This window comes from Desulfatiglans parachlorophenolica, from assembly GCF_055394735.1.
Window position 1 is genome coordinate 3706647 of sequence record NZ_AP042460.1, and the last position, 26983, is coordinate 3733629.

The 26983-nt window shown below is 57.5% G+C and carries 22 protein-coding genes; 10 read left to right on the forward strand and 12 right to left on the reverse strand.

Annotated features, from left to right (window positions below):
• Window positions 1-16 precede the first annotated feature (16 nt).
• The 5 genes from ACZ500_RS17315 to ACZ500_RS17335 all read left to right on the forward strand — a co-directional run bounded on the left by ACZ500_RS17315 (window position 17) and on the right by ACZ500_RS17335 (window position 6369).
• The gene (locus ACZ500_RS17315) at window positions 17-1867 is read left to right on the forward strand and encodes a tetratricopeptide repeat protein (protein ID WP_464228660.1); all 1851 of its coding nucleotides are present in this window, start codon (window positions 17-19) and stop codon (window positions 1865-1867) included.
• A complete protein-coding gene (locus ACZ500_RS17320; protein WP_464228661.1) occupies window positions 1864-2667 on the forward strand; it encodes a hypothetical protein in 804 nt (267 codons plus the stop codon). The genes ACZ500_RS17315 and ACZ500_RS17320 overlap by 4 nt, the downstream gene beginning before the upstream one ends.
• Window positions 2668-2670: 3 nt before the next feature.
• Entirely contained in the window at window positions 2671-3609 is a 939-nt protein-coding gene (locus ACZ500_RS17325) for a glycosyltransferase family 2 protein (RefSeq protein ID WP_464228662.1), read from the forward strand.
• 13 nt (window positions 3610-3622) lie between these two features.
• Complete coding sequence (locus tag ACZ500_RS17330; protein WP_464228663.1) at window positions 3623-4741, forward strand: glycosyltransferase family 9 protein; 1119 nt, start codon at window positions 3623-3625, stop codon at window positions 4739-4741.
• Window positions 4742-4833: 92 nt separating this feature from the next.
• Window positions 4834-6369, forward strand: coding sequence for an ArnT family glycosyltransferase (locus ACZ500_RS17335; protein WP_464228664.1), 1536 nt, complete (start codon window positions 4834-4836; stop codon window positions 6367-6369).
• Here the strand turns inward: ACZ500_RS17335 and ACZ500_RS17340 are convergent.
• The 6 genes from ACZ500_RS17340 to ACZ500_RS17365 all read right to left on the reverse strand — a co-directional run bounded on the left by ACZ500_RS17340 (window position 6302) and on the right by ACZ500_RS17365 (window position 15556).
• A complete protein-coding gene (locus ACZ500_RS17340) occupies window positions 6302-7543 on the reverse strand; it encodes a glycosyltransferase family 4 protein (protein WP_464228665.1) in 1242 nt (413 codons plus the stop codon). The two genes, ACZ500_RS17335 and ACZ500_RS17340, sit on opposite strands and share 68 nt — an antisense overlap.
• Window positions 7543-8349, reverse strand: a complete 807-nt coding sequence (locus ACZ500_RS17345; RefSeq protein WP_464228666.1) for a glycosyltransferase family 2 protein — start codon at window positions 8347-8349, stop codon at window positions 7543-7545. Before ACZ500_RS17345 ends, ACZ500_RS17340 begins: the two co-directional genes overlap by 1 nt.
• A 148-nt stretch (window positions 8350-8497) precedes the next feature.
• The gene (locus tag ACZ500_RS17350; RefSeq protein ID WP_464228667.1) at window positions 8498-9241 is read right to left on the reverse strand and encodes an STAS domain-containing protein; all 744 of its coding nucleotides are present in this window, start codon (window positions 9239-9241) and stop codon (window positions 8498-8500) included.
• Window positions 9231-12230, reverse strand: coding sequence for an MMPL family transporter (locus ACZ500_RS17355; protein WP_464228668.1), 3000 nt, complete (start codon window positions 12228-12230; stop codon window positions 9231-9233). Before ACZ500_RS17355 ends, ACZ500_RS17350 begins: the two co-directional genes overlap by 11 nt.
• 129 nt (window positions 12231-12359) lie before the next feature.
• Window positions 12360-14375: an ATP-binding protein gene (locus ACZ500_RS17360; protein WP_464228669.1), complete on the reverse strand. Its 2016-nt coding sequence runs from the start codon at window positions 14373-14375 to the stop codon at window positions 12360-12362.
• A gap of 20 nt (window positions 14376-14395) precedes the next feature.
• Window positions 14396-15556, reverse strand: coding sequence for an ABC transporter substrate-binding protein (locus tag ACZ500_RS17365; protein WP_464228670.1), 1161 nt, complete (start codon window positions 15554-15556; stop codon window positions 14396-14398).
• A gap of 915 nt (window positions 15557-16471) precedes the next feature.
• Here ACZ500_RS17365 and ACZ500_RS17370 point away from each other — a divergent pair.
• From ACZ500_RS17370 to ACZ500_RS17390, 5 genes are all read left to right on the forward strand, one after another.
• Entirely contained in the window at window positions 16472-17419 is a 948-nt protein-coding gene (locus ACZ500_RS17370) for a hydrogenase small subunit (protein WP_464228671.1), read from the forward strand.
• A gap of 198 nt (window positions 17420-17617) precedes the next feature.
• On the forward strand, window positions 17618-19258 hold the full coding sequence (locus ACZ500_RS17375; RefSeq protein ID WP_464228672.1) for a nickel-dependent hydrogenase large subunit: 1641 nt from the start codon (window positions 17618-17620) through the stop codon (window positions 19256-19258).
• 268 nt (window positions 19259-19526) lie between these two features.
• The gene (locus tag ACZ500_RS17380; protein ID WP_464228673.1) at window positions 19527-20048 is read left to right on the forward strand and encodes a HyaD/HybD family hydrogenase maturation endopeptidase; all 522 of its coding nucleotides are present in this window, start codon (window positions 19527-19529) and stop codon (window positions 20046-20048) included.
• On the forward strand, window positions 20021-20248 hold the full coding sequence (locus ACZ500_RS17385; RefSeq protein ID WP_464228674.1) for a HypC/HybG/HupF family hydrogenase formation chaperone: 228 nt from the start codon (window positions 20021-20023) through the stop codon (window positions 20246-20248). Before ACZ500_RS17380 ends, ACZ500_RS17385 begins: the two co-directional genes overlap by 28 nt.
• Before the next feature lie 210 nt (window positions 20249-20458).
• Window positions 20459-20866, forward strand: coding sequence for a cytochrome c3 family protein (locus ACZ500_RS17390; protein ID WP_464228675.1), 408 nt, complete (start codon window positions 20459-20461; stop codon window positions 20864-20866).
• A 444-nt stretch (window positions 20867-21310) separates the two neighbouring features.
• Here the strand turns inward: ACZ500_RS17390 and ACZ500_RS17395 are convergent, their stop codons facing one another.
• The 6 genes from ACZ500_RS17395 to dsrM all read right to left on the reverse strand — a co-directional run bounded on the left by ACZ500_RS17395 (window position 21311) and on the right by dsrM (window position 26956).
• On the reverse strand, window positions 21311-21499 hold the full coding sequence (locus ACZ500_RS17395; protein WP_028320009.1) for a ferredoxin: 189 nt from the start codon (window positions 21497-21499) through the stop codon (window positions 21311-21313).
• Between the two features lie 408 nt (window positions 21500-21907).
• The gene (dsrP, locus tag ACZ500_RS17400) at window positions 21908-23065 is read right to left on the reverse strand and encodes a sulfate reduction electron transfer complex DsrMKJOP subunit DsrP (RefSeq protein WP_464228677.1); all 1158 of its coding nucleotides are present in this window, start codon (window positions 23063-23065) and stop codon (window positions 21908-21910) included.
• Between the two features lie 7 nt (window positions 23066-23072).
• Entirely contained in the window at window positions 23073-23888 is an 816-nt protein-coding gene (dsrO, locus tag ACZ500_RS17405; RefSeq protein WP_464228678.1) for a sulfate reduction electron transfer complex DsrMKJOP subunit DsrO, read from the reverse strand.
• A complete protein-coding gene (gene dsrJ, locus ACZ500_RS17410; RefSeq protein WP_464228679.1) occupies window positions 23885-24304 on the reverse strand; it encodes a sulfate reduction electron transfer complex DsrMKJOP subunit DsrJ in 420 nt (139 codons plus the stop codon). Before dsrJ ends, dsrO begins: the two co-directional genes overlap by 4 nt.
• Window positions 24264-25892 (reverse strand): sulfate reduction electron transfer complex DsrMKJOP subunit DsrK, encoded by a 1629-nt coding sequence (dsrK, locus tag ACZ500_RS17415; protein ID WP_464228682.1) that lies wholly within the window; start codon window positions 25890-25892, stop codon window positions 24264-24266. The genes dsrJ and dsrK overlap by 41 nt, the downstream gene beginning before the upstream one ends.
• Window positions 25893-25921: 29 nt before the next feature.
• The gene (gene dsrM, locus ACZ500_RS17420) at window positions 25922-26956 is read right to left on the reverse strand and encodes a sulfate reduction electron transfer complex DsrMKJOP subunit DsrM (protein ID WP_464233075.1); all 1035 of its coding nucleotides are present in this window, start codon (window positions 26954-26956) and stop codon (window positions 25922-25924) included.
• Window positions 26957-26983 lie beyond the last annotated feature (27 nt).

The following is a 26983-nucleotide window of genomic DNA, read 5'->3' on the forward strand; positions in this document are numbered from 1 at the left end:
TCATCAAGAACAGATTATGCATCCGAGAAGACCCCCTACGCGACCCAGCCGCCGGCTCGACCGATGTTTCGCCGGCCCGGCGCTTTTTCTGGCTGCCGCCCTTATCCTCCTGGGCGGGTGTGAGACAGTGCCGACCCATGCCGTCCCCACCCGGACCGAGGCCCTTCCGGCGACTCCTGAGAAGCCGGCGACAGGAACACCGGGGGATCCCGTCTCCAAAGACCGTCACGCCGGCGATGCAGCGGCGCAGAGAGGGCACGACGACCCGTTGAGGGACGCCTACGCCGCCTTTGCCATGGCCGCTTTTGCCGAAGCCCATGGTCGATTCGATCAGGCTGCGCGGCATATCGAGGAGGCCTTGGAACATGACCGGGATTCGGCTTATCTAAACCTCAAGATGGCCTTGCTGCTCAAAGAGATGAATCACCCGCAGGAGGCCCTGGGCTATGCCCAAAAAGCCTCCGAGGCCGCCCCCGGCCTGACGGAGCCGCTTATCCTGCTCGGCGACCTTTACAGGATGCTGGAGGACGAAAAACGGGCGGCAGAGGCCTATGAAAAAATACTGCAGGCCGATCCACGGAATCAACGGGTGCGCTTCCTGCTCGCAACCCTGTTTATCCGCACAGGCCAATATTCCAGGGCCCTGGACCATCTTGATCTGCTTCTCGCTGAAAAACCGGATCTCATCCTCGCCCATTACTACAAAGGACGGGTGTACCTTGAAATGGAGGACTTCCAGGGAGCGGAGGACGCCTTCCAGAACGCCCTGCAGTTCAACGAAATCTTCGAGCCTGCACTGTTCGACCTGGGGACCCTCTACCAGATGACCGGCCGCGACGTCCAGGCGGCTTCCATGTATGAAACGCTGCTGTCGGTCTATCCCGAAAACAGCTCTGCACGCGAACGGCTGGCAAACCTCTATTTCAAGCTCGGGCTCAACGAAAAGGCCGAACAACAGCTTGAACAGATCAAGGCACACTCGGAACCCGGTGAGCTCGGCCGCCAATCCCTCGGCTTGATCTATCTGAAGCAGGGGCGGCTGGACGAATCGATCGAAGAGCTGAAGATGATCCTCCTGGCCTGGCCCGACGACGACAAAACCGCTTATTACCTTGCCACCGCCTACGAGGAGAGGGGTGATTTCGAAGAGGCCGAGAAATACTTCTCGAGGATCAAACCCCAATCGACCTATTACACCAATGCTCGGCTGCATATGGCCTTCGCAATGGAAAACGGGGGAGATTATCTGAAGGCCGCCGATCTGCTGCGGGATGCCTTGCAACATACTGCGCAGCCTGAACTGTATATCATGTTGAGCACAGTACTCGAAAAGGGCGGGCAGATCCACGAAGCGGAGCAGGCAGTGCGTGAGGGTTTGAAGCAGAGCCCCGAGCACATCGACCTGATCTACCGGCTCGGTGTTCTGCTTGACCAGCAGGGGGACAAAGCCGCCTGCATCGCCGAAATGCAGCGGATTCTGCGCATCGAACCCGAGCATGCCGACGCCCTCAACTATATCGGGTACAGCTATGCCGAACAGGGGATCCGGCTCGATGAGGCCCTGAAACTCGTCCAAAAGGCGCTCGAGATCAAACCGGAAAGCGGATACATCATCGACAGTCTCGGCTGGGTGTACTTCCAGAAAGGCCTCTACGAGACAGCGATCCAACACCTTCAAAGGGCTGCGGAACTGGAACCCAACGATCCGACCATCCACGAGCACCTCGGGGATGCCTATTTCCGCAAACGTCTCTACGCCGAGGCATTGGAGCGTTATGAAAAAGCCCTGTCCCTGAGCCCCACGAAGAAGCGAGGACTCGAAGAAAAAATCGTTCAGACCAAGGACCTGCTAGGAAAGGAAGAGTGAAGCGATTCCTCGGATACCGGAGAATGATCCCTTGCGCGGCGGCTTTGCTGGCGCTCTTTCTGGCTGCGAGCTGTACACGGCCGCCGATCGAACCCATCGGATCGCCCTATGCCCCACCGATGGTCGAATCCCTCATCGCCGGAATCGAGTACCAGAAGGACTTGGCATCATCCGCCGTCTACACGGGCACTTTGACCGTCGGGGAAAATGGGAACACCTCCAAGGTCAGTCTCCTCATGGCAGGCTATCGCCGGCCGCTCACCGTCAAGATCGAGATCACACACCTCTGGGGGAATCCCCTTCTCCACATCCTCGTCCGTGACAACACCGTACAGGTCCTTTCTTTTCGTGACAAACGTCTGCTGATCGGGAACCTCCAGGACCCTGTCTTCGAACCTTATCTGCCCGGCATACTGGATCCTTCGGCACTCTGGACCCTTCTAAGAGGATACCCCGACATCAGGGGGCATGAAAAGGCCTTGTCTCTGCGGCCGCAGGAGATCCAACTCCACGACGCAGGGAAGATCGTTCAGACCTTTTCTTTCGACGCTCGAGACGGTGCCCCCACCTTGGTCACCTTCCCGGAACAGGGCCTCACCATCCATTTTGACCGCTTGACCCGCGCCGGGTCTATACAATACGCGAAGCGCTGCCGGATCGAAACCGTATCAGGCGACCGATTCATCGAAATCCAATTGGACGACATCACCTTCAACCGAACGCTGCCGGAGCCTGTCTTCTCCCTGCAGGTCCCTTCCGATTACCGGACTGTGGAGCTCGAGCGGCGGGCTCCGGAGTGAGCCATGCCCACAATATCGACCAACCCGGAAATCAGCTTCGTCGTCGTCAACTGGAACACCCGAGAATACCTCCTGGCCTGCCTCGAGAGCATCCACCGAACAGTGACCGATATCCCCTTCGAGGTCCTCCTGGTGGACAATGCGTCCCAGGACGGAAGCGTCGAGGCCGTGGAGGGCCGGTTCCCCGGGGTGCAGATCATCCGTAATCCGACGAACAGGGGATTTGCGACTGCCAACAACCAGGCCTTTGCGTGCATGCGGGGCCGCTACGCCCTCCTGCTCAACACCGATGCGGTCCTCCTTGACGGTGCGGTCAAGGCGCTGCATACCTTCATGGAGACGCACGGGGATGCCGCCATGGCCTGCGGGCAGCTCCTGAACCGGGATGGAACCCGCCAAAGATCCGCTGCCGCCTTTCCTTCATGGCTGACGTTGGTCGCGAACGAAACCGTTCTGAATCTCCTTTTCCCTCGCAAGTACCCGGGTAAACACAGGGCATCCACCTCTCCCCACCCGGTTGATTCGTGCATCGGCGCCTGTTTGATGGTCAGGTCTTCCGCCATCCGGGAGGTGGGCGGCTTCGATGAACGCTATTTCTTTTTCTTCGAGGAAACGGATTGGGCGCTACAGATGAAAAATGCCGGGTGGAAAAGTTATCTCATTCCCCGGGCAGACATCGTCCATGATCAAGGCAAGAGCGTCGGGCAGAATGTCCGTGCAAGGATCCATTTTTACCGATCGAGGTACCACTACCTGCGAAAATGGCACCCGCGGTCCTTCCCGCTCCTTTGGGCCCTGGTCTTTCTGCGCCTGCTCGTAAACACCCTGCTTTCAGGGGCGGGCGTGCTCCTGTCGTTCGGGACCGCCCGCGCCTTGCGCCATCGGCTGCAGACATACATTCAACTGATTTTCTGGCATCTGAAAGGATGCCCTGAACCCTGAACAAGTGCGGAACATGTTGATCACAAGAAAAACCCCTCTGCCGGCGAACATCCGCAACCTTCTCCTGATCCAGCTGGGGGACATCGGCGATGTGGTACTGACGACGCCCGCCTTTCAGGCACTCCGGGAAACATTCCCATTGGCCCGCATCAATGCGGCGGTTCGGGACAAGGCCCACGGGATCCTCGAATGCTGCCCGGCCGTCGACGAAATCTTCTACGTGAAGAAGAAAGCCCATTCCCTCCTTGAAGCCATCCAGACGCAACGCAACTTTTTCGGCCGGCTCCGACGCGCTCCGCTGGACCTCTGCATCGACCTGCGCACCGGGACGCGGGGGGCCATCCTGGCGCTTCTATCTGGATCGCCCACACGGATCGGACGTTATTCCGAGACAGACACCTTCTGGCGCAACCGGATCTTTACGCACCTTGTCGCCCCTCGGCATGAAGAAACCCAATACTGCGCGGAGCATGCCCTGAACATTCTGGCCCCCTTCGGCATCACGACACAGGAGCGGCAGCCGAAGCTCGACGTCCCGCCCACTCTTCGCAAACGTGCCTGGTCTATCCTGACCGCAGCAGGCCTCACACCCGAAAGGCATTTCATCGCCGTTCAGCCTTTTTCTCTCTGGGGATACAAGGAATGGCCGGCAGAGCGGTTTGCCCGGATGATCAGCCTGATGGCGACAGAACTCAAAAGACCGGTCGTCCTGGTGGGAACGCTGGTCGAGCGGGAGCGGGCCGCCGCCCTTGCCGCCAAGGCCCGTGGTGACATCTTCCATCTGGCCGGAATGACCACCCTCGACGAACTTACCGGGGTCCTGAGCCTCGCCGACCTTCTGATCGGATGCGACAGCGCCGGGATTCACATCGCTGCAGCAGCTGGAACCCCGACCGTCAGCATTTTCGGTCCATCCTCACCCGTCAACTGGGCACCACGCGGCCGACAGCACCATATCGTGTGCCAGCCCTGGAGCTGCGTTCCATGCCGGAGGAAGGGATGCCAGGATTCCGAGGTCAGCCGCTGCCTGCAGACGCTTCCGGTGGAGGCCGTTATGGAAAAGGTTCTCCTCGCATTCACAACCCGCCGGGAACCCTGCCGAGCCAACCCATCGATCGAACGGATGGTATGATGGAACCATGGACATCCGAGCCCCGGGACGTCAGGGGGAAGAGATTATCAAACACGACTCCGCCGCGGCCTCTGCCCCACCGGCGGATATTTTTGCTGATCCTGCTCCTTTCTCTCATCATCCGCTGGTACAATTGGCAGCACACGCACATCATCAACCCTGACGGAACCCTCTATATCGACCAAGCCAAAATGATCTATCAGGGGTATACGGCGGAAACCACCTTGGCCGATCTGCGTTTTCTCTCCTCGTACCCTTTCGCCATTGCTGCTTCCTACCCCCTTTTGAGAGACTGGGAGGCGGCAGCCCGCGGTATTTCACTTCTTTTCGGCACCCTCACCCTCATTCCGCTCTTCCTGCTCGCCCGCAGGTTCCTCCGGCCCGAAACAGCGTTGGGGCTCATCCTGCTGCTCGCCCTCATGCCGACATTCGTCATCAACAGCGTCGAAGTCGTCCGGGACCCCATGGCGTGGTTTTTCGGTGCCTGGGGGCTTTTTCTGATGGTCCATCAGGCCCGGACCAAATGCTGGTGGGCGGTGCTTCTGGCTGGAGCCTGTTTTGTGCTGGCAATCTGGGCCCGGGTGGAGATGGCGCTCTTCTTCGGTGTGTCGTTCCTCTATCTGGCCATGATCGAGGAAGAAGCCCGTTTCAAGAAATGCCTGATCTTCTGCCTTCCTCTGTTCGCATTCGCAGGAGTGAATCTCGGGATGTCGATGGCAAGCCACACCCCCGATCTCAATGCCTTGCGGCTGAACGAGATCAAGGCCAAACCGGGAGGGCCTTTCGTGGGTTATCGGCTGGTCCGCAAGGGGCTTTCGGATCTTGCGCAGGATCAGGCTGTAGGCCCTTTGCGCTTCTTCCTCGAAACGGCGCGGGGGCATGTCCTTCTGGTCGCTTTCGGCGAAGTCCTCTCAACCTTCCTGAAGTCCGTCCATTACCCCTTCGCCCTGTTGTTCATCGCCGCCTATACCCCCCTGCGCCGCGAGATTCGGAGGAACCGGCGCCTTTTCTATCTCACCTTCCTCTCCGTCGCCGCCTTGGGCGTCCTCTATGCCCACCTGCTCGACCTGTGGATCAGCGAGGCACGTTTCTTCGCCCTTGCCCTTCTGCCTGCATCCGTCATCCTGGGGTTGGGGCTTGAGAGGTGTCTGTCCTTCCTGTCCTTCCGGTTCCAGCTCCAGAATGGAACGGCGCTTTTTCTCGTTGCCGTCGCCGCAATGGCCCTGGCGCTGCCGAATGATCTCAAGGAGAGAGAAGCGGACAAGCGCATCTTCAAAGATATCGGGGCCCTTATCGCCTCGAGGGCAGATCCGGACAGCCTGACGCCCGTCGGCGCATCCGAACCTGTCCAGCGCTGGATCACCTTTTACGCCAATCCACATTACAACGGTCCGACATCGATCAAGGGAAGCCATTTTCGCATCGAGGCCCTCGTGGGATCCTCCTACAAAAACCTCCTGCAGAACCTGAGGGCGCAGCACATCCCCTACCTCCTCTGGGAAGAAAAGCGCTGGCCCGATTGCGGCTACGATCTGGAAAAAAGCATGAATCGGCGGGATCTCAGGATGCTTGGTCAGTGGGAACACCGGGATACCGGCAGGATGATCCTCTTCGAAGTGCGACCCTAGACCGATAGATCTCGGCGAGCGCAGCAGCCACCACCTTCCAGTCATGCCGGGAAGCCGTCAGACGGGCGCACGCACCCATCCGCCTGCGGTTTTCCGGATCCATCAACGCCCTCAGTGCCGCTCCGAGGGACGCTGCCTCCATCTGTTGTTCGAGCACGAATCCTTCTTCTCCGGCCTGCACCAGGTCCCGTGCCCCTACGGTCGAGCTGATCACCACCGGGAGCCCGGCCGCCATGGCCTCGAGCACGGCCATGCCGAAGGTGTCGAACCTCGAAGGCATCACGAAAAAATCCGAGGCCAAATAGTATTTTTCGATTTCCCGCGTCGGTCCAACAAAAACGACCCGCCGGTCGAGGCCGAGTTCCCCTGCAAGACGTGCATAGCCGTCCCGATCGCCTTTGCCAACCACGAGGAGCTTGAGTGAAGGCATCTTCTCCGTCCCATGGCGCAAACCGGCCATCCCCTTCAAAATCAGATCGAGGCCTTTGACATCGAAGTTCATCCCCACAAAGAGGGCTACCACATCCTCCCGGTTCAGGCCGGCCCGCTGCCGAACCTCCGCGCGGCAATCCTCCCGATCCAGGGCTTCGAAGCGCTCGAGGGCCACCCCCGGATGGACCACCTGAATCCGTTCGGCCGGCAAGGCGTAGTGTTCGAGAAGATGCTCCCTGACAAGATGGGAAACCGGCATCACAAGGGGCGCGAGGGGGTTTTCGAGACCCTTTGCCTCGACCCATGCCATACTACGGTCGAAAAGGCTCATCCTCTTTCTGCGCACCCGAGCCACCCATTGCCTGTGCGGAATGCCATGCATGCTGAAAAGATCCATCCGCGCAATCCGGTCATGGGCATGGACCAGATGAAACCTCCCCGGCGGGGTGGCACGCTTGACGAAAAAGGCGAAGCTCGGCTGTCTCAGAAATCGGGGAAACCTGAACATCGGGATTTTGTGGTACATCACGGATCCCCTGCCGGAGCGCCATTGGTTGGCCAGGACGTGAATCTCGAACTCCCCTCCACCCGAGAGCCTTTCCCCCAGTTCGAAGGCAAAGGCTTCGGCCCCCCCGAGCAGGCCGTATTTGGGGATCACTACCGCCACGCTGATCGGCGCGGAGGGATGCGAGCCAGGAGGCAGGCAGACGAGGGCCCCTGAAGGGGGTATCTCCTGTGCCATCACCGCCCCCCTCCCGAACCCTCGGGGCCCCTCCTCCAGGCAGCCCCTACGTTCCAGGAGGAGGCGGATTCCATCTCGCGCAGTTTGACATAACGGGCAAAAAGGGCGTAGGCCGACGTCACCGCAATGATAAAACCCGCCGTACCATCCAGGAACCCTCGTTTGAGCACGAAGACCTCCAGAAACTTGAACACCGGCCGCAGCAGGAGCAGATGGCCACCGTACCGCTTCCCCCGGTCATGGAGATCCGCTGCCAGGAGGGACGAGAACCGATTGACCGTATCGATCTGCCCCTTCAACCCCCCGTGGTAGGGGTAGTGCATGAGGTCCTGGATCAGCCGCCCGACCGGTCCCTCGATCTCCAAACGCTCATGGACACGGCCGCCGACGAAGCGGCCTTTGCCGCGGCGGAAGAGCCGTGTCTGGTGATCGGGGTAGAAGCCGCTGTGCCTGATCCAGCGACCCTGATAAAAAGAGCGGCGGGGCATCCCGTAGCCGTTTTTTGCCTGGGGGCGGCCGATGACTGTGAGGATCTCTTCCCGCAGCGCACCAGAAACCTCCTCATCCGCATCGAGGCTGAGGACCCAGTCCTGCGTGGCCTTTGACACCGCGAAATTCTTCTGGCTGACATACCCCTCCCATGGCCTTTCATAAACCGTCCCGGTGAAGGAGCGCGCAATCCCCACGGTGTCATCCCGGCTCAGGGAATCGACGACCACCAGTTCATCCGCCCAAGCGGCGCTTTTCAGGCAGCGACCGATGTTGTCTTCTTCGTTGTAGCAGATTACACATACGGAAAGCCCCATCATAACGCTCCTTTACTCAAGTCGGCCGATCGCGCGACGGATGCCCTCAGCGCTCGCACACGCTGCGAAAATAAAAATACCAACCGACTCGGTTCTGCATGCCGCCAGACGGGCAAAGCGGTCGGACCCTGCCCGATCCTCAGGGCCGCTATCCCCCCGAGGTCGCCTTTTTCAGGTGCAGCAACCCTTCTTCTTCTGTCTCAAAAACGGACGTCAGGCGGGTGATGCCTACCATGGTCAGGATCTCCCTGAGGTTTTCGGTAATCCCGGTCAAGACCGCCTTCCGGCCCCTTTTTGCGGCATCTGAAAGGAGTCGGATCAGCACCCCGATTCCGCTGCTGTTCATGCAGGCCGTGTCCGTAAAATGGATGAGGACCCCGGCCGCCTCGTCTCTTGCGCTCCGCCAGTCTTGCAGGAGTGCGACCCCCGTTTTTTCGTCCAGTCGCCCGTCCACCTCAAAGACGGCGAAACCGCCCTCCTTTCGGCTGGAACAGGCCGGACCGGAGGGCTTTCCCGCATGGCTCAGCCGCTTCTGCGCCCTTTCCAGGGCCGAATCGAGGGCTGCGCGGCTGATCGGCTTGTTGATAAAATCCGTGGCATCGAGATCGAGCGCCTGCAGCGCCAGGTCCATGTCACCGTGGCCCGTAATCACGATCACCTGGCTCACAGGGTCCAATTCCTTGATCCGCTTCAAGACCTCGAACCCGTCGATACCGGGCATCTTGATGTCCGTAAAGACGATCCGGGGCCTCTCTTTCTCGAAAAGCTTCAACCCCTCGGCGCCGTTCTCGGCCAACTTTACGTCATAGCCATATGCCGAGAGAAAGAGGCGAAACATGGTCAGATTCGCGTTCTCATCATCGATGACCAAAACCTTTGGTTTACGGTCCATCGGTTTGCCCCCTTTCGTCTCCCGCCAAAGGGAAAAGAACCCTGAAAGTGCTTCCCCGTCCTTCCTCGCTCCGGATACGGATGCGGCCCCCATAGGCCTTCACGATACCATAGACGATGGAAAGTCCAAGGCCCAATCCCTCACCCCCCTGCTTGGTCGTGTAAAAAGGTTCGAAGACCCTGCCCATACTCTCCTCCGGAATACCCGCCCCGGTATCCGATACCTCCAACCCCACGGCCCGCCGGCCGGACCTGAAGGTGCGTACGCCGATATGCTCTTCGGGCGTTTCACCCCCCGCTCGCCGCTTGCTCAGGACGGCCTCCCGGGCATTGTTCAGGAGGTTGAAGACCACCTGGCCGATCCGATTCGCGTTGGCAAGCACAGGGGGCAGATTCGGTTCGAATTTCAGCTCGAGCCGGATATTCTCGAGCCCCATCTGATGCCCGAGAATCGCCAGCACCTCCTGAACGGCGCTGTTCAGGTCTACCTCCTCCCAATCGACATCCGCCTTCTGGTCGAATCTGCAAAGCCGCTTGATCGTACCGCTCGCGCGGTCGACCTGCTCGTCGATCTCCTGAACGACCAGCCTGAGCTGCTCCCGGGGGATCTCCGCCCCACGGTCGAGCGCCATCTTGAGGTATTCGCTGCCCATCTTGATGGCATTCAGAGGCTGGTTCAATTCATGCGCCAATCCGCTGGCAACCCCGCCGAGCGGCCGCATCAGCTTCAACAGATCCCACACCGTCACCAGGTCGACGTGCAGCATCAAGGACGGCAGCAGAATGAGATCTCCTATCAGGGCGGCCAGCAGGGTAACAGCCATCATCAAGCCGAAAACGGCCGTCGGTTCGAAGTGGGAAAACAGCAGGACGGCGAAGCCCGACCCGATCGTGAGTGTGGTATAAACCATCGGACGCCCGACGCGCAAGAGGGTATCGGTCAGGGCGCGCTGCTTGTTCAGATCCTTTTTAAGCTCACGGCTGAACCCCACGAGGTAATGGATGGTGTCATCCACCGCCAGTCCGATCGCTATCCCCGCTATCAGGCTCGTCACCATGGACAGCTTGATCCCCAGCCACCCCATGAGGCCGAAGTTCACGATGATCGGGAAAAAATTGGCCAAAATCGCGACGACGCCCACCTTGAGTGAAACGAACAACACCAGGATCAATCCGAGCACCGCTGCGAGGGTGATCCAGAGACTGGTCATCTGCCCCCGCGTCACCAGTTCGCTGCTGGCGGATATGACCATACCGAAACCGGTGACATCGACCCGGGGGGACCCCCCGAAGACCGCTTCACAATGCGTTTCTATCCGCGATTTCAGCCGCAGAAAATCCGCAGAACTGGACAGGCGGGTCAAGAGAAGGATATTGGCCTTCGAAAAATCTTCACTCATATTGGAGCGCAGCATGTCCGTTCCGAGGACTGTCTGATAACTGTTCGCCAGCATCCGGACCTCGAAGGATTCCTCCGGCAGGGCATAATAGCTGGGATCGAACCGGTTGAGGGCATAGCGGACCAGTTTGAGGTAATCCAGAAACGAAAGGGCCTTGTCGACACCCTCCAGCGATTGCAGATAACGCTCGATCTCCTGAAGCCTGTTCAGGTTGGCCGGGTCTTCGAAATAGTCCTCCCCCTCTCCTTCCACCACCACATTCACGGGAAAACTCCCGCTCATATCTTGGTAAACCTCATGGAAATGTCGGCTGATTTCGCTTTGGGCCTTGAAATAGGCAACGGGATTCGTCTCGACGCGGATGCGCGTCATCCCCCAGAACGCAAGGATGATCATCGCCGCCAGGAGCGGAAGGGTGATCTTCTGGTGCGCAATATCGATGCGGACAACCGCCTCGAGGAAGCGGGCAACGCCAGCATGGGGGCGTGAAATCGCTGAAAAACGGCTCCGGGGGGTCGGCAGCGCCGTCAGAAGGGCAGGGAGAAAGATCAGCATCATAACCAGAAGGCAGACCATTCCGAAGCACGAAAAGAGCGCAAAAGATCGGATTCCCTCGATCCGGTTGACAAAAAGCGAACCTACACCGATGATGGTCGTGCCGACCACCAGAACCATCGGCAGGGCGCTGCGGGAAAAAGACTGGATCACCGCCTGCCTGTTCGAATCCGCCTCCTCGAGCGCCTCCAGATACATGGACCACACATACATGCAGTAGGCAGTCCCTACGGCAATCAAAAAAACCGGCACGATCATGGTCAGCATGTTCAGGGGTTCTCCTGCAATACCCATGAGGCCGAACACCCAAATCAGCACGATCGACACAACGCCGAGCGGAATCAGCATCCCCCGAGGGTTTCTGAAAAACAGCAGCAGCAACAAGGCGATCACACAAAACGTCATGGGGGGCAAGCGCAGGAAATCCCTCTCCGTAAAGCGGGAGAGGGCCTCCGAAACGACCGGCATTCCGATCTGATACAGATCGATTCCTGCCTGCGTTCGTGTGATCTCCCGGTCCACCGCACTCACCACTGCGCGCCGGTCTTCCAGGTCTTCGAGCACCAGCATGATGGACGTGTTTTTTCGGTCTTCGGAAAGGAGGCTCTTCCAAATAAGCTCGACCGGTTGAAGGACCTCCTCGAATTCCTTCAGACTCTGAACGCCGAAGACCGCCACATCCCGTTTGATGCCGGGAAGGCTGATCACCCTCCGGACCCCATCGATTTCGCCCAGACGATCCGCCAATTTTTCAACCGCATCGAAGGCGGCCGGCTCCAGGACCCCACCCGTCCGGACTACAACCAGAATGGCCTCTTCCGTCCCGAAAATCTCCTTGAACGTCTCGTAACGGCGGGTCTCCGGCAGGTCCTCGACCGCCAGATCGTACATGGAAGACTGGAACCGCAGGTTGGGGATATGCCAACCGAAGAAAAAGGTCAGCATCAGGACAATACCGATCGTCCAGAGAGGATAGCCGATAATCAGGCGAACCCACTGCTGTTTGAAAGCAGATCTATAGTAAGAGGCGATCATCCCCGGATCGATCCTTGTCCCCCCCAGGAAGGCGGGCGGCAGTCGGCCTCAACGCCGTCTAACCCTTGCGCACAATCCATCGTTGCACCAGACCGTGTTTTCCGAATGGAAGGTCTCATACCGGGCCCCTCACACCCCGGCCTGAGGAAAAGTCATTGTAAAGGTCGTTCCAACGCCCTCCTCGCTCTCGAAGGAGATCTCCCCGCCGTAGTCCTTGACGATGCCATGAGAAATGGAGAGGCCGAGCCCCATCCCCTGTCCCATACGCTTGGTGGTGAAAAAGGCGTCGAAAATCCGCCGACGGAGCGCCTCCGGTATGCCGATCCCTGTATCGGAGACACTTACGGCTACCCGCCCCTGATCCAGAAACGAGCGGACCCGGATCCTCCTCTCCCCTGAAAGGCCGCCCGATTCGGGCTTCTGGTTGATGGCGTCCCTTGCATTGGCGATCAGGTTGAAGATGACCTGTTCCAGACGATTGACGTGGCCATAGATCAGCGGGAGGGTTTCCGTCAGATCGAGTTCCATCGTGATGTTCTGGATGATCAACTGTCTTTCGATCATCTCGTGGACATTATGGATCGGAAGATTGATGTCGATCTTCTCGCGGGCGAAGTCGGCCTTGCGCCCGAACTCTCTAAGACGCTTGATGATGCCCGTCGCCCGATCGACCTGTCCACTCACCTCCTTCGCAACGCAGTCCAGGTCCTGCTTCGAAACAGTTTCCCCCTTTTCGAGCATCATCTGGAGAAATTCGCTTCCCATCTTGATAGCATTGAGGGGTTGATTCAACTCATGGGCGATGCCGGCGGACATTTCACCAAGAGTGCTCATTTTGCTGGCCTGAATCAGCTGCGCGTCCTTCTCGATCATCTCTGTAACGTCGGTGACGGCGACAATCATAACGTCACGGTCCTGAACCTTCGACGGTACGGCATGGATATTGACGTAAAAAGGATCTTCGCCCTTTCTGTAATGGCAGACCTTCGAGTAGGACCATCTTACGTTCCCCTCGGAATCCGGTCGGAAGAATTCGATTTCCGTCCAGCCATCCGCACGGCAGGCAAGGGCGGCAAACGAGCGTCCGACCAGTTCATGACGTTCGTAACCGTAAACATCCTCGGCGCTGGGGTTCGCATCCAGTATATCCAGGCTTCCCCGGTCGAGAACGAAAATCGGGTTTGGGCCGCTGGTAAAAAGGGAGCGGTATTTCTCCTCGGATTCCTGCAATCGCTGCTGTGAAGCCTTCAGCCGGTAAGTCATGTTCATCAGCGAGTCGGCCAGCTGCTTGACCTCGTCGCGGGCCCGCCGTTTATAGACGACGCAGTCATAACAGACCTGGAGCTTTTCGGGAAACTTGCTGGTCGGCGTCTCCGTGAATTCGGTCCCGTCGACATACCAGCAGGGGACCTCGATATTGTGATGGGCCGGACAGCTGTATTCCTGGCATCGGAGCATCTCCCAGCATCGCGGACGGCTGCCGAGGTGAGATTTGGCGTCCAGATTCCCCCTGCTGATCTCATCGGCAAGCTGCGTCAACTCCCAGATCGGGCGGGTGATATACTTCGATAGCCACCGACTGACCAGGAAGAAGATCACCACGATGGAAGAAAGAATCCCCAAATAAGTGATCCTCAGATTGGCGATCACACCGTCGATGTACTGTTTGTCCAGTCCCACATGCACCGTCCCGATCTCATAGATACCCTCGAGGATCGGGACTCCGATGTCATAGGCACTCATCCCTTCCAGATGCAGAAGCCGGATGCTGTAAGGCTCGGCGGCGGTTACCGCGTTTGCGCCGATCAGGCCTTCGGGGAAGGAACGAATGAAATTGTGGGCGATGACATGATCCCTGTCATCCAGGATAAAGATGTAGGCGATCAGCTGTTTGCGCTCTTCGAGCCGGGCCGCATCGAAGAGCAGACTGGTGAGATTGGGATAATCTTCCGTAAGAATGTAGCCCCGGCCCGTATCGGCGACGCTCCGCGCAATGGCCACCCCCCTTTGCCGAAGCTCCTCCGTCATGCTCGAGACCAGCACCGCCCGCGTCACCAGGGCGCTGCCAAAGCTCATCATCAGGATGATGGCCAGAATCGAGAAGAGGATCTTGTTCTTGAGGCTGATGTTTTCGAATCGCTCCATCGCTCTTCCATTCAGGGGCGTCATTTTGGAAGGGCAGGCTTCAGGAACCCTACGGCCTTCCAATCGGTAATCAGGAAAAAGGCCTCATTCTCGATGCAGGTGAAATAAACCTCTTCGAGCCCCTGATGATCAGCCGGGCTGAACGAGATGGTGTTCGCGATCCCGATATCCCAGTCCCGGATCGTCTCGATTGCGTCGATGAACGACTCCCGGTCGACGCCCCTTCCCGCCCGCTCCAGACCCTCTACCAGGACCCTCGCGTTGATGTAGCCCTCCAGACTGACGAAGTTGGGCTTGTCATCCGGGTAAAATCGGCTAAGGAGGCGAACATAGTCCGAAACACCCGGAAGAAGGGCCTGCATCTCGGCCGATTCCGGCGGCGGCACGACCTGGCTGACCATCACCCCGTCCCCATCGGGGCCCAGGCGCCGGGCAAGCTCATCGGCGCCGACAAACGAGACGTTGTAAAAGACGGGATTGAACCCTGCCGCCCTTGCCTCCCGGATAAATCTGGCGCAGGGCTCATAGGTCCCGATCATCACCACCGCCTCGGCACCGCTTTCCCGAATCCGTTCAAGTCCCTCTTCGACATGGAGGGTTCCCCGTATATAGGATCCCCGGGCAACGGGCGTCAGCCCGTAAGCCCGCAGGGCAAGCTCCGTTCCTCTGAGGCCGTCGAAGCCGTAGGCGTCGTACTGGTAGAAGACAGCAAGACGCCGAATACCCAGGTCGCCGGCCAGGTGCTTCACTGCAGCGGCCGTTTCCTGGTAGTACGAAGCCCTGACATTGACGAGGTAGCGGTTCACGGGTTCGCGAAGTGCATAGGCCCCCGTAAACATACCCACGAGAGGGATCCGTGCCTTTTCGACCAGTGGCACGATCTTGACCGTCGTCGGCGTACCGACATAACTGAAAAGTGCGAATACACCGTCCTGGATGATCAGCTTCTGGGTATTGGCTACGCATCGCGGCGGATCGTAGGCATCGTCGTAAGCGATCAGTTCGATCCGGCGGCCATGCACCCCACCCTGCTCGTTGACGTGATGGATATAGGCGAGCGCACCATGAAGGGTCTGGGTGCCCAGATAGCCCGCATGCCCCCCCAGGGCCAGAGAAGAACCCAGAACGATCTTCGTTTCATCGACCTGGTAGGATGCGGGCTGCCGGTCTGCCACCCCCATCGGCGCATCGCAAGCCGACATGAGCGCCAAGATTCCCAAGGAAAGTCCCCATCGGAACCATACCACGGTTGTCCGTCCCATCACCCCTCCAACAAAGTTCCAGATTTCCTCCCGGCCTTCGCTTCGAACCGTCCGGGTCAGCCTGACACCAGGGGATATCCATCCGGAGATGATAACCTCGCGAAGGCAGGCTCACACCGGAAAAAAGATCCCCTCTCCTGACCGGAAAACCTGCCAGCAGTGGCATTTTTTCGATAAAAAACCTGTATTGGCCGATTATAATAAAATTTTGATGGATACACTTGACTTTTTTTTCGACCTCGGATATCAGTAGTACGCATTGTAAGAACCGCTATAAGCTAATTCCATCCTGGGCCGTCTTCTGCCCCCCCATCAGGCCCTCCCCGGCGGTTTGCTTTCTTTTGATTATGAATCCGCAAGATTGTGTTGTCTGTCCTCATCAAAGGAGCACAACCATTTCAAACCGGCTGAAACGTCATGGAACTGCCTTTATGGAAGAAATCTGAGGCGCTGTCTTCAAGGAGCTGAGGGTTCCAGTGCATCGCGGTGATTTCCGACGCCCGGCGAGCCGTACGCCTTGGAACTCACCTCATGTCCGGCCAACAGTCCATCACGCCTCGAGCCCCCTGCGAATTGCGGCAAATGAGCCATTCAACCGAGCATACTGCCTTTGCATACTCCGCAACCGGATCGTCCTGTGGCTCGATGGTTTCGGAAAAGAGGCTTCTTTTCACAGTGCTTCCGGGAAAGGGGGACCGATGAAAAACCTGTCCGCCTTTTCTCCGTGTTGCTGCGACTAACCCGACAGCCCCTCGGACCGATTTTTCGGAGATTTGGTTTTCGGATTCAGTTCTTGGCTACATTCAGCATCACATCATCAGGAGGTGACCGATCATGGATCAACAGGTCAAGCAGGCGTTTTATGACAGACTGGCTGCCAGAACGATCTCCAGACGCGATTTCATGCGCTACTGCGGCATGCTGACCGCTACCATGGGGCTTTCGGCTTCCTTTGTCCCGAAGGTTGCGGAGGTCTTCGCCGCCCCGAAACAGAGGCCGCCCATCGTCTGGCTTCATTTCGCCGAGTGTACGGGATGTTCGGAGGCTGTCCTGAGATCACAGTATCCCTGGATCGACGAACTGCTGATGGAGATCCTTTCCATGGAATACCATGAAACCATCATGGCAGCGGCCGGTCACCAGGCGGAGGACAACCTCCAGGCCGCCGTCAAGAAGTACGAGGGGCAATTTCTCTGCGTGGTGGAAGGCGCGGTCGCAACGGCTCACGATGGGGCCTATGGGAAAATCGCAGGCCGCACATTCCTCGACATCGCGAACGACGTGTGCCGCAAGGCCGGGGCTGTCATCTGCATCGGGACGTGTTCGAGCTACGGCGGAATCCAGGCGGCCTCCCCCAACCCGGGCGGATACAAGGGCGTCGCCGATGCCCTTGGAATCAAGACCCTCAATATTCCCGGCTGCCCGCCGAACCCCGTCAATTTCGTCGGAACCGTGGTCAATTATCTCCTGCTCGGCCGACTGCCGGATTTGGATGACAAAGGGCGTCCGCTCTTCGCTTATGGGCGTACCATCCATGAACAGTGCCCCAGGCGCTCGCATTACGAAAACGATGAATACGTCGAATCATTCGGTTCGCCGGAGGCCAAGATGGGGTACTGCCTTTACAAGATGGGCTGCAAGGGTCCGGAAACCTACAATAACTGCCCGATCGCGAAGTACAACTCCGGCACCAGTTGGCCGGTGGAAGCCGGCCATCCATGCATCGGCTGCAGCGAACCTGGATTCTGGGACGAAATGGGTCCGTTTTTTGAACCGCTCTGATGCCTGCCGCGAGATTCCGGGGCACACCTCCTGAAGGACTCGAACGATCAGGACATCCGGGTCCAGCGGCAAGACGATGATGACCACGGGATCTATCATCCACAGAGGCTGCAGACATAAGATCGGCTGCCTCTCGATGATTTGAAATCTACGGAATATCCTCCATGTTCAACTGCTATCATTTTGAAAGGAGTCGCCATGGCCAAACGAATCACCATCGATCCCATTACCCGGATTGAAGGCCACTTGCGGATCGAAGTGGAAGTCGCCGACGGTAAGGTCGTCAATGCCTGGAGTTCCGGGCAGATGTTCCGAGGCATCGAGATGATCCTGAAGGGGAGGGATCCACGCGATGCGCCCCTTTTTACACAGCGCTCCTGCGGAGTCTGCACTTACGTGCACTATCTTTCCTCCGTCCGGGCCATCGAAGCCGCTGTCGGCGTCCAAATCCCGGAAAATGCGCGTATTCTCCGGAATCTTCTTCATGGGACACAATACCAGCATGATCATATCATTCATTTCTATCATCTTCATGCCCTCGACTGGGTCGACATATTGAGTGCACTGAAGGCCGATCCCCAAAAAACCGCCGGTCTCGCCGAGAACGTAAGCCAAGCCCGTTGGGGGGGAACAACCTATTTCAAGCAGGTCCAGGACCGGATCAGAACCTTTGTGGAAAGCGGGCAACTGGGGCCCTTCAACAACGCCTACTGGGGCCATCCTGCCTACGTCCTTTCACCGGAAGCCAACCTGATGGCAGTCTCCCACTATCTGGAGGCCTTGCGCCTGCAAGCCAAAGCCGCCCAGATGCACGCGGTTTTCGGCGCCAAGAATCCCCACCTCCAATCCCTGGTGGTCGGAGGAGTCACCTGCGCCATGGACCTCACACCCGACCGGATCGCCGAATTCCTCTATCTCTGGAAGGAGACCCAGACCTTCGTCAAAAACGTTTATCTGCCGGATGTTCTAGCGATCGGATCATTCTACAAAGATTGGGGTGCCCTCGGAGGCACCTCGAACTTTCTGGCATGGGGCGATTTTCCTGAAGGCGAGAGGGAACCCGACAGCCTCTTCATGCCCCGGGGCCTGATCATGAACCGCGATATCAGCACCGTCAAACAGGCCGAGCAAGACAAGATCACCGAGCACGTCGCCCACTCCTGGTACGTGGGAAATGCCGATCTGCATCCCTTTCAAGGCCAAACCAACCCGCAGCATGGCGATTACAACCCCGATGACCGGTATTCATGGATCAAGGCGCCGCGCTATGAAGGCGAGCCCTGTGAGGTAGGACCACTCGCGCGGATGCTCGTCGCCTATGGGAGCGGAAAAAGCACTGCCCGCAAACTGGTCGATGACACACTCACCCAACTCGCCATCCCCGTCACAGCCCTTTTTTCCACCCTCGGCAGGACCGCCGCCCGCGCCCTCGAGACTGTTCTGGTAGGCGATGCCATGGAGGGCTGGATCATGAAACTCGTGGAAAACCTGAAGTCCGGTCAGGACACCACCTATCAAACCTGGACCATGCCGGACAAGGCGATGGGGTGCGGCCTCAACGACGTTCCACGCGGCTCCCTGGGCCACTGGATCGAAATCGAGGACAAGAAGATAAAAAATTACCAGTATGTCGTCCCATCGACCTGGAACCTCGGCCCACGCTGCAGCAATGGAAAGCTTGGACCGGTTGAGCAAGCACTGATCGGCACACCCGTCGCGGACCCCAAAAGACCGCTCGAAGTCTTGAGAACCGTTCATTCGTTCGATCCTTGCATCGCCTGCGCGGTGCACATGATCGATCCTCGATCGAACGAGGTCTACAGGATCCAAGTCCTTTAACCCCCTTTCCTCAAGGGATTCACATCACTGCACTTGACTGCCGATTTCCGCTTTAGGAAACCGGCATCCACCCAAGCCGGGCCGGCAGCAGGGGTTACGCTTCCTCTGCCGACCTGGAAAACGCGCTTCAACCCCGCAAATGCGCTCTCCCACTCCGGGCAATTGAGCGCCATCATGGTAAACGACGCGCCTTCCGGGTCTCGACCCGCGCGCAAACTCAAGACCCAGCAGCCCCATCGACTGCTTGGCGGATCCTCCTCTTATGAAAATGACCAACCCTATTCTCGTTCTAGGCGTGGGTAATCTCCTCCTTACCGATGATGGAATCGGCATCCATGCGATCACCGCGTTGGAAAAAACCTATTCCTTTCCCCCGCACGTACAACTCCTCGACGGAGGCGTGCAGGGTTTGAATCTCTTGGGTGCCATCGCTGGCTCCCGCCATCTGATCGTCATCGACGCCATTCGGAGCGGCGGCTCCCCTGGAACGCTATACCGCCTTTCGGGAGACCAGATCCCCAAGCGGGTCCTTCAAAAAAACTCTCTTCACCAGGTAGGGCTGCTTGAGGCCCTTACCTTGGCGGGAGCCCTCGGCGCTCCCCCTTCCACTGTCATACTGGGACTCGAGCCCCTCGATGTCACAACTCTGGGCCTCGAACCAACTCTGCCGATCCGTGACCGGATCCCCGAACTGGTCGCCGCGGTTCTCACGGAGCTTGAGGCCCTGGGCTGCGTCCCCGAAACGAAAGGAGATCCTAAAGCATGTGCCTGGCCATCCCAGCAAGAATAATCCAGATCGAAGACCAGATCGCCCTCATCGATCTCGACGGAACCCGTCGGAACGCAAGCCTTCTCCTCCTGGAAGATGCTGCTGTCGGGGATTATGTCATTGTCCACGCCGGTTTTGCCATTCACCGCATCGACGAGGAGGATGCCCGTGCAGCCTTGACCCTCCTTCGAGAGATGGCCGATCTCGCCGATCACCAATGACAACCGCCCTGTCCTGGCCCTTGGCATGCTGGCCGAGGCCTGGCGGCAGAATCTCGGGCGGTTTCCCCTCTCCTCTGAAAAACCCGTATTTCCTTGACACCTTTTCGGCGCAGGGATTATAATTTCTCGACAATTGGTTTTGGCTATATACTGGTTCTATTTGTGAATGGGCGTTTACAAACCTACGGTGAAAGGAGGTGAAACAGCGAGATGAGCAAGAAATTCCTAAGCCTTCTGACGGTTGTCTTTTGCGGTCTTATGCTCTGCGCGGTCGGGGCTCTCACCGCCGCCGATGTCCCGGACGAGGTCGTCCTTCAGCATGAATATGCCGCAGACAAGCAAGGGCCGGTAAACTTCAGCCATAAGAAGCATTCCGAGGAATACGGCGCCACCTGTGACGATTGTCATCATCTTTACAAGGATGGTAAAAACGTCTGGAAAGAAGGTGACGCTGTCCAGAAATGTAGTGAATGCCATCCGGCCGATCCACCGGACAAGGAAACACTGAAGCTGCAGAATGCTTTTCATAAAAACTGCAAGGATTGTCACAAAGAACAGAACGACGATGCCAAAGCTCCTTTCAAAAAGTGCAATGGCTGTCATGAAAAGAAGGGTTGATCTCATCTGTTGGCCGCCTCTGCAATGGCCACTTTAGCATGCAGGCTTCCCGAACCGCATCTTTTCGTTTCCGAGAAGATGCGGTTTTTTTCATTGACCGATTTCCTGGCCCACGACCCTCGGAGCCTTTTCCCTCTAACAAGCTACCACAGCGCCTATGCACCACCTGTCCTGATTGGCGGCATATGAAGGGCATCACCTCAAACGCCTCGTACATGATGTAACGCTTTCACGTCATCGGTCTTCTTGCACCCGCCCTCGCCACATCCTCCCCCGCGGGGGAAAAGCGAAGGCTCCCCTAAATATTACACCGGCTCATGTGGTATTCCCCGAAGGCCCCCCTTCGGAACAGAGGCAGGACCGGCCTGATTCGCGCACAAAAAAGAAGGCCGCCTGCGCACGGAAATCCGTGCCCAAGCGGCCTTTCGATCTTCAAGAAAACTGCTAAACTTCGGTAACCGTAATGGCTTCCTGATCACAAACCTCTACGCAGCTTTCACAACCGAGGCATTCTTCGGCATTGACCGGAACGGATTTCCCGTCCTCCATCTCGTACACGTCGACAGGACAAACCTCGACGCATTCCTCACAGCCTTCGCACTTGTCGTGGTCAACCACTACTTCATAACCCATCTGTCAAACCCTCCTAGTTTTGTGATATGAAACACCCAATCTCTTGAAATAACCGGTGATTTGGTCTCCTCGGCTGCCGCACCCCTGAACGTCAGCGCGTTATGTAACAGAGTAACCCGGCACTGTCAAGCTTTTTAGTATCCATCCACACATGGTCATTATCTCAGCGAAAAGTCCCGATCTTGAAACAGGCAATTTCTGCCAATCTCAAACAAATCAACCGGATGGAACCACCTTACCCTAGCCGAAAACGGCGTCACCCGCCCTCCGAACCAAAAGCGGTCTATCACCTGAAACACAAAACCGGACGCCCAGAACATCATGAGTCAAAATCAGATGGCCTTGCCCACCCAGAACAAGGCCATCCATTGGCATCTACTCCGACACCCTTCCTGCTGCAAACCCTGCTTAAGCCCCGACCTCTTCCTTGACCGACACGGCAACCTTGTAAAGCACCGTCAGTACAAAGAACCCTGTCGCCCACACACCGATTGTAATCAGAATCTCAGGCGTTGTCGGCCAGTATTCCACCACCCGATCGAAGGTGTTGGGCACGAACCCGCCGATTACGAGTCCCAAACCCTTGTCGATCCAAGTGGATATGATAACGGCCGCGCAGCCGACAGCAAGGGTATCGTCCTTCCGCCGCGTGCCCGGCACAATCAGCAGGATCAACGCAACAACGGCAAACCCGACCGATGTCCACATCCAGGGCACCAGCTTTCCAAAACCTTCATATCCGGCAAAAAGATACACAAAACTGTGCATGTGCCCCGGGATCTGGCTGTAAAATGCCGTGAAAACCTCCAGGAGAAGGAAGAAGATGTTCAGGATAAAGGCATACGTGACAATCCCCCCAAGGGTTCTCACGGCCTTTTCTCCCGGGTCAAACCGGCTCACCTGCCGCACGATCAAGCACAACAGCAGCAGCAGTGCCGGCCCTGCAGCAAATGCCGACGCAAGAAAGCGGGCGGCCATGATCGCAGTAAGCCAAAAATGCCGACCTGGCAAACCGGCATACAGAAATGCCGTCACCGTATGGATGCTGAACGCCCATGGGATAGAGATGTAGATCAGCGTCTTGACCCACGCCGGGTAATGAATCCCTTTCCGCTCTGCGCTCAGCACATTCCACCCGATCAGGACGTTCAGCAGCAGGTAACCGTTCAGCACGATCATATCCCAGAAAAGGATCGAATTCGGCGTCGGATACAGGATGACGTTCATGATACGCACCGGGTTGCCGAGATCGACAAAAATAAACAGCAGGCACATCACGACCGCTGCGATAGCGAGAAACTCTCCCAGTATGGTGATCCGCCCAAAGGCCTTGTAGTCATGAAGATAATACGGAAGGACAACCATCACCCCTCCGGCCGCGACACCGACCAGGTAAGTGAACTGGGCGATATAAAAGCCCCAGGACACATCGCGGCTCATCCCTGTGATCCTCAATCCTTCCTGAAACTGGTAAAGATAGCAACCTAATCCGATGCCCATCAAGACCAGCAGGAATATCAGCCACCCCCAGTATCGTTGTGTTCCCTTCAGCGCCGTATCAAGCATAACCACCTCATACTATGAAAAATAAGTTGGGCCCCGTTCCCAGTTCGGGTTTACGCCGGATCGTGTAATGCTCCTTCAGGACCTTCCTGACCTCAGAATGCGGGTCCGCCAAATCCCCAAAGACCAGCGCGCCTTTTCGCACCTTGCCGGCGGCTTCGACGCAGGCGGGCTGATCTCCCCTGGCCAGTCTCTCCGCGCAGAAATTGCACTTTTCGACCACGCCCTTGCTCCGCGTCGGATAGTCTTTGTTCTGAGGGAAACCCGGATTCAAAGGCATCAGCTTCTCATCGGTCCGGACCTTTTGCGGATCACCCCAATTGAAACTTCGCGCACCGTAGGGACACGCCGCCATGCAGAAACGACACCCGATGCACCGGTGCATATCCATCATGACGATGCCGTCTTCACGCTTCCAGGTCGATTGCGTCGGGCAGACCCTGACACACGGTGGATTGGTGCAATGATTGCACATCAGCAGAAAATTCAACCCGTGAAAACGCTCCCCGATGAACTCGTGCTCCTGCCCGGGAAATGCGTGTTCGTAAGTCTCTTTCCAGATCCATTTGATCTCTTCTTTCGGGCTCCCGAGATCCGGAACGTTATGCTCCTTATGGCAGGCATCGATGCAGGCATCCATCAAGGCATCGTCCATCTTCGTCGTGTCGACGACCATCGCCCAGTGTTTTCCCCCCGTCAGAGGGACCTCCTGGGCGGCCTCGAGCTTTCCGGGCGCCAGAATCTCGAATGCAGCCTTCCCCCCCAGCCCCGCTATGGCCGCCATGCCACCTATCTTCAGAAACTCCCTTCTGTCAATGCCCTTCATTTCTTCTCCTCCGGCTCAAGATGGCAGTCCCAACAGTACGGCGCAACGCCCATATAGTCGTGGCATTGATCGCAGAATTTCGTCTTGTTGGAATGACAGTCCAAACAGGTTACCTGAAGGCTTTTATAGTGCACGGTGCCGTTCTTCGCCTTGAAATAGCGATCCCCGTCACGCACGACCGTGTGACGCCAATCGTCCAGCAAATTCATGTGAGAACTCTGCATATAAGCCTTATCCATCACACAGACCTTGGCTTCCTGCGCTTTGGGGGTCAGCTCGGGGTCCGGGGCCTTGGCAGCCTTCCCTGCATTGAAAAAAAACGGAAAGAGCAGCAACCCGAGGCCGATGATCAGGCCGGTGATGATTTTCCCTCCATCATACATTGTCATCATCCTCCATTCCAGCCAGGGGTTCACCGCGCAAGTCGGTGGTCCGTTCATTTTCCCCTTCGAAGACGAGGGCGTTGGCTACCATCTCATGCACGCCGGTGACCCCCACATCCCCAACCCAGAAATCCATCAGGGTGGGGAACACCGCGCGGTCGATAGCGCAGATGCAAGAGAGCATGTTGACCCCGTGTTTTTCCTTCACATACCGGACGGCATTGGCCCTGGGCAAGCCCCCGCGCATCCTCAACTCCATGTTCTCCCCGGCGTTCAACCCTGCGCCGCTGCCACAGCAGAAAGTCTGCTCCCGAATGGTTTGCGGCGGCATTTCGTAGAAATTGTTGCACACGGCGTTGATCACATACCGCGGTTCGTCGAGGAATCCCATGCCCCTCGCCGGGTTGCAGGAATCGTGAAAAGTGACCTTCAAATGGTCGTTCCGGCTCGGATCGAGTTTGAGTTTGTTATTCTTGATCAAGTCCGCCGTAAACTCGACAAGGTGAACCATCTTGGTCCCCTTGGCGTTTTCGAATTTCGTCCCCGTTAAAGGCGATACGGGCTCCTCCAGGAAATCCGCAGGTCCGTTGAAGGTATCCATATACTGGTTCAGGACGCGCCACATGTGGCCGCATTCTCCACCCAGGATCCACTTGACCCCGAGCCGCTTCGCCTCCGCATACATCTTTGCGTTCAATCTCTTCGCCATCTCATGTGAGGTGAAATACCCGAAGTTGCCGCCCTCGGAGGCGTACGTGCTCCATGTAATGTCGAGGCCCTGGCTCTGCAGATAATGGAAAAGCATGAGATAACCCATGCACGTATACGTGCCGGGGTCGGCGAAGACATCCCCGGACGGGGTAATGAACAGGATCTCGGCTCCCTTGCGGTTGAGACTCGGCTCCACCCGAATCCCCGTGATATCCTCGATCTCGTCCACGAAGAAATCGATCATGTCCTTGTAGGCGTGCGGTTGGATCCCCAAGTGGTTGCCGGTGCGATTGCAATTCGCCACGGGCGCCGCGATCCAGTCGGTATTGAGTCCGATCAGGTTGGTCAGCTCACGGCCGATGATGGTGACTTCAGCGGTATCGATGCCATAGGGGCAAAAAAGTGAGCAACGCCGGCATTCCGTACACTGGTACAGGTAGTACCACCATTCTTTCAGCACATCGACCGTGAGATCCCTTGCGCCGGCCAGTTTGCCGAAAAGCTTCCCTCCGGTCGTATATTTCTTGCGATAGACGGAGCGGATCAGCTCCGCCCGAAGCACCGGCATATTCTTGGGATCGCCCGAGCCGATGAAGAAGTGGCACTTGTCCGCACACGCCCCACACCGGACACAGATATCCATGAAAAGCTTAAAGGATCTGAACCGGTCCAGCCGAAGCCGAAAGCCATCGTCGATGACCTTCTCCCAATCGTCAGGCAACTGCCAGTCTTCCTCTGTTGGGTTCCAATCACGCGGGTTCGGCATACCGACGGCTTCAAGGTTCTTTGGCTTGCCACCATAGCAGTATATGCCATCGCGAATGTCAACCGGCGTATCCATCCACCCCTCCATCAGCGGTGGGGTGTGCTTGATCTTGGCGGTCTCACCTGCCTTTGGATCTTTAGCCATGTCTACTCCTTATCTCTCTACCCTGCTGGTTATTCAGGCTCTTTGTCAACCGGGAGTCCAGCTTCCACCATGGCCTCACGGAAATCGTCTTCGTAAGCCTCATAGGTATGGTAATGCACAGGATAATTCCAGGGATTGATATGCCGCTTCATACGGCTGTTGTTCGACAGATTCCGCGTCGGCGACAGGAATATCCCGGCCATATGCATCAGCTTACTGAAGGGGAAATAGGCGATCAGCACACTGATGATGAATAAATGGATGTAGAAGATCACCCCGATATCGCCCGGAATCGTCGGGTGAAATTTGAAGAGACCCACCGCTAGTTCCTTGACCGCCGTGATATCGACGCGGATAAAGTGGCGCATCAGGATTCCGGTCGTCCCCAGAGCCAGGATCAGAAACAGCGGAAAATAATCGGCTGGGAGCGAAATATAACGGGTCTGATGAACGTATATCCGCCTGACGAAAAGGTAGGTCACCGCCAGCATGAGGAGCATATCCGTCAGGTAGACCCCCGGAAGGCCGAGCCCATTCAACGGCAGCACACCCATCTGCATGAAACCGTCGAGGCTCTCGAGCACATGGACAAACCCCGGAATCGGCTCGACAAAAAAACGGAAATGCCTGAGGAATATCACCAGGAAGGAATAGTGGAAAAGGAGCGCAGCCAGCCAGAGCCACTTTTCCCACTCGTAGTCGATCTTCGGCGCTCCATCGCCTTTGAGGCGGTATTCCAGGCGGGTATTCCGGAAAAGGGATCGGAAGGTAAGGACCTCGAAGATCATCCGGACGATCACACCGGTGGTGCCTTTCGGGTTGTCGATCCGGCTGTGCTTGATCCAGGGAAAGGACCATTGCTGCCCGGCCGTGGTGGGGATCCTGAAGGGCACGGGGGAGCGGGCCCAGTCGATGACCCGGACCACGATCCCGATGAAAAAGGTGGCCAGAGCCGCATAGGGTATCAGTACACCGAAAAGGTACTGCAGATCGAACGCCCCCACCCCCACCCAAGGGATCAAAACGATCAGCACCACTGCCAATGACGAAACGACGATGCTCAATATGAAATTCATAGGCTGCTACCTCAC

Bases quoted from the DNA above. Each gene is read 5' to 3' on its own strand.
- ACZ500_RS17315 (WP_464228660.1), top strand. From the start codon at position 17: ATGCATCCGAGAAGACCCCCTACGCGACCCAGCCGCCGGCTCGACCGA.
- ACZ500_RS17325 (WP_464228662.1), top strand. From the start codon at position 2,671: ATGCCCACAATATCGACCAACCCGGAAATCAGCTTCGTCGTCGTCAAC.
- ACZ500_RS17330 (WP_464228663.1), top strand. From the start codon at position 3,623: ATGTTGATCACAAGAAAAACCCCTCTGCCGGCGAACATCCGCAACCTT.
- ACZ500_RS17340 (WP_464228665.1), bottom strand. From the start codon at position 7,543: ATGGCACAGGAGATACCCCCTTCAGGGGCCCTCGTCTGCCTGCCTCCT.
- ACZ500_RS17345 (WP_464228666.1), bottom strand. From the start codon at position 8,349: ATGGGGCTTTCCGTATGTGTAATCTGCTACAACGAAGAAGACAACATC.
- ACZ500_RS17350 (WP_464228667.1), bottom strand. From the start codon at position 9,241: ATGGACCGTAAACCAAAGGTTTTGGTCATCGATGATGAGAACGCGAAT.
- ACZ500_RS17355 (WP_464228668.1), bottom strand. From the start codon at position 12,230: ATGATCGCCTCTTACTATAGATCTGCTTTCAAACAGCAGTGGGTTCGC.
- ACZ500_RS17360 (WP_464228669.1), bottom strand. From the start codon at position 14,375: ATGGAGCGATTCGAAAACATCAGCCTCAAGAACAAGATCCTCTTCTCG.
- ACZ500_RS17365 (WP_464228670.1), bottom strand. From the start codon at position 15,556: ATGGGGGTGGCAGACCGGCAGCCCGCATCCTACCAGGTCGATGAAACG.
- ACZ500_RS17370 (WP_464228671.1), top strand. From the start codon at position 16,472: ATGGATCAACAGGTCAAGCAGGCGTTTTATGACAGACTGGCTGCCAGA.
- ACZ500_RS17375 (WP_464228672.1), top strand. From the start codon at position 17,618: ATGGCCAAACGAATCACCATCGATCCCATTACCCGGATTGAAGGCCAC.
- ACZ500_RS17380 (WP_464228673.1), top strand. From the start codon at position 19,527: ATGACCAACCCTATTCTCGTTCTAGGCGTGGGTAATCTCCTCCTTACC.
- ACZ500_RS17385 (WP_464228674.1), top strand. From the start codon at position 20,021: ATGTGCCTGGCCATCCCAGCAAGAATAATCCAGATCGAAGACCAGATC.
- ACZ500_RS17390 (WP_464228675.1), top strand. From the start codon at position 20,459: ATGAGCAAGAAATTCCTAAGCCTTCTGACGGTTGTCTTTTGCGGTCTT.
- ACZ500_RS17395 (WP_028320009.1), bottom strand. From the start codon at position 21,499: ATGGGTTATGAAGTAGTGGTTGACCACGACAAGTGCGAAGGCTGTGAG.
- dsrP (WP_464228677.1), bottom strand. From the start codon at position 23,065: ATGCTTGATACGGCGCTGAAGGGAACACAACGATACTGGGGGTGGCTG.
- dsrO (WP_464228678.1), bottom strand. From the start codon at position 23,888: ATGAAGGGCATTGACAGAAGGGAGTTTCTGAAGATAGGTGGCATGGCG.
- dsrK (WP_464228682.1), bottom strand. From the start codon at position 25,892: ATGGCTAAAGATCCAAAGGCAGGTGAGACCGCCAAGATCAAGCACACC.